Origin of the sequence: Bacillus badius NBRC 15713, from assembly GCF_001591605.1 — a bacterium.
GTDB lineage: Bacteria > Bacillota > Bacilli > Bacillales > Domibacillaceae > Pseudobacillus > Pseudobacillus badius.
In genome coordinates this window covers 1-2,053 of the sequence record NZ_BCVF01000095.1, presented here as the reverse complement: position 1 = coordinate 2,053, position 2,053 = coordinate 1, and the positions used below count along the sequence as shown (strand labels likewise).

Here is a 2,053-nt window from a genome sequence, read left to right as displayed (position 1 = left end):
GCCGGAGTCTGCGCGCCTTCCGAATCTCTTTTCTTTTTTTCATGAAAGGGAAAGAACAGGCATATAAATGAAGAGAAAGCCTGTCAGGAGGTGTAAGCATGGAAAAAAATAAAGAAAAGCGCGAGCCGCTTATGTATATTCATCAGCCTAAATTTGTTTTTCCAGAGCCGGTCATGCAAAGCACTTACCATGCAAAGGATCGCTCTGAGCAGAAGAGAGAGGTGCAAGCCGAGGAAAAACAAGAAGAGAAGATAGAGGAAAAGGCCATTCATCAGGCGGTCAAAAAGGAAAAGCCAATGATGGCCGAAACGCCGCCTAAAAAGAGAAAAGAGCGAAAGCAAGTTCCAATCCCAATAGCCAGTGAACCGCCTGTGCAAGAAAAAAGTGAAGCGGAGGAGCAGCCTGTATGGAGCGGCATGCGCCCAGTCAAGCGTTTCAATGATATGGAGATGGATGAGAAACTCCAGCACTTAATGACACAATTTACTTCTATTCCTTGTATTTTTGATTGCGGGAAAATTTCACATAAAGGAATGCTAAGTGAAGTCACGCCCAACAATATTGAAGTTAAGTCATTAAAGGGGGAGAATGTCACAATTGACCGGAAGGAACTCCAGCATATTCACCTGCTCGGTCCGCTCTAAAGCGGGTACTATTCAGGCGGCAGGGGGTTCATCAAGAAAGCGCAGCGGCTTTTGAGACCGGCCGATAAATAAAAAAAAGCAACGGCAAGAAACCGCTGCTTTTCTCTTTATTAATCGCAAATATCTAAATCGATATCTTTAATACATTGAACAGCACAGAAGCAATTTAAGTCAACAGTGATACAGCTGAATGTCTTCTCAAAAGTTTCGACCTCACATACTTTGCAAAGATCAATGCCATATCCGTCAGCAAGGTTGACAACTCTGCCGTCTTTTATCGGTCTTAAGGCGCGAAGGCGGGCACAACAATTGTCAAACACCTCTTCTACGCGGAAGAAAATAGAGACGCAAGCGTCACAGTGGTCGTGGTGGGAATGTTCTGGTTTAAAGAAAGCAAAGAACGGGGAACCATCTTTCAATGTCAAAGTGAATACACGCGTATCAGCGGTATCACGCACTCCTGCTAAATCTCCAAGCGGCTCTGCCAAGCAGTCTTTACAGCCGCGGCAATCATCGCGGTCGGCTGCATCCTGAAGATCTTTAATCGCCCGCAGTACTTCACAAACGCAACTAGAATGTCTATCGTTGCCTTTACAGCTCATTGGTAAGCTCCTTTCTTTGAGTTATTTCTTACATTACTAACATATGGGGTTTTCATTAAATGGGTACGGACAATTGCCGCTTTTATCAGGAAAATTTATCTCTGAAAAACTTTATTACAAAAGAAAGCGTTGAATAAATATATAGAATTGCTGAGTTGCTCTTAAATTGGTTATTCAAGAGAGAGGATGGACGATGGCTATTACAATAATTGACTTAGTTGTTCTTTTCCTGGCCTCATTCCGGCTGACGAGACTGCTCGTATTTGATGACATTATGGAAAGTGTTCGCGCTCCTTTTTTTACAGAGGTGAAGGAGAAAACAGAAGCAGGAAAGACAGAAGTATATATAGTACCGAAACGGCAGGGCTTGAAGGGATGGATCGGCCGCATGCTGAGCTGCTATTGGTGCACGGGAGTATGGGTTTCCGCCTTTTGCTGCTTAACGGATTTGTTCTTGCCGCGCATTGGCGGTTTCTTCCTGCTTATTCTTGCGGTCGCTGGCGGCGGGGCACTAATTGAGTCACTTGTCCAGCGGTTGATTGGGGAAACGGACTAACTCATTTAAGCAGGAAATCATATAATAATGTGATAGGGATACAAAGGAGTGATAAATAAATGAGTGGATCCCTCCATCAGAATAATGGGCACGAAAAGCCCAAGAAGAAATCCTGCGGCTGCACGAAGAAAAAGAAAAAGAAAAAATCGACCCAATGAGGACAATTTCAGACTGTAGACAAACCCAATGAAAATGGAAGTTTGTTTACAGTCTTTTTTAGTTTGCTTGTGAAAGGGTTCTGTTGCTTTCCA

The 2,053-nt window shown here is 43.7% G+C and carries 3 protein-coding genes; 2 read left to right on the top strand and 1 reads right to left on the bottom strand.

Features of this window, described 5'->3' with window-relative positions; translation table 11 throughout:
- Positions 1-98: 98 nt before the first annotated feature.
- Positions 99-644, top strand: a complete 546-nt coding sequence (locus BBA02S_RS19850; RefSeq protein WP_041114079.1) for a CotO family spore coat protein — start codon at positions 99-101, stop codon at positions 642-644.
- A gap of 110 nt (positions 645-754) precedes the next feature.
- Here the strand turns inward: BBA02S_RS19850 and BBA02S_RS19845 are convergent, their stop codons facing one another.
- Entirely contained in the window at positions 755-1,246 is a 492-nt protein-coding gene (locus BBA02S_RS19845) for a CotY/CotZ family spore coat protein (protein WP_041099273.1), read from the bottom strand.
- A 193-nt stretch (positions 1,247-1,439) separates the two neighbouring features.
- On the opposite strand from BBA02S_RS19845, the gene BBA02S_RS19840 reads away from it, so the two are divergent.
- The gene (locus BBA02S_RS19840; RefSeq protein ID WP_041099275.1) at positions 1,440-1,802 is read left to right on the top strand and encodes a DUF1360 domain-containing protein; all 363 of its coding nucleotides are present in this window, start codon (positions 1,440-1,442) and stop codon (positions 1,800-1,802) included.
- The last annotated feature ends 251 nt before the right edge of the window (positions 1,803-2,053 follow it).

What these genes read in the sequence shown, in the direction of transcription:
- BBA02S_RS19840 (WP_041099275.1), top strand. Translation starts at nt 1,440, where the DNA reads ATGGCTATTACAATAATTGACTTAGTTGTTCTTTTCCTGGCCTCATTC.
- BBA02S_RS19845 (WP_041099273.1), bottom strand. Translation starts at nt 1,246, where the DNA reads ATGAGCTGTAAAGGCAACGATAGACATTCTAGTTGCGTTTGTGAAGTA.
- BBA02S_RS19850 (WP_041114079.1), top strand. Translation starts at nt 99, where the DNA reads ATGGAAAAAAATAAAGAAAAGCGCGAGCCGCTTATGTATATTCATCAG.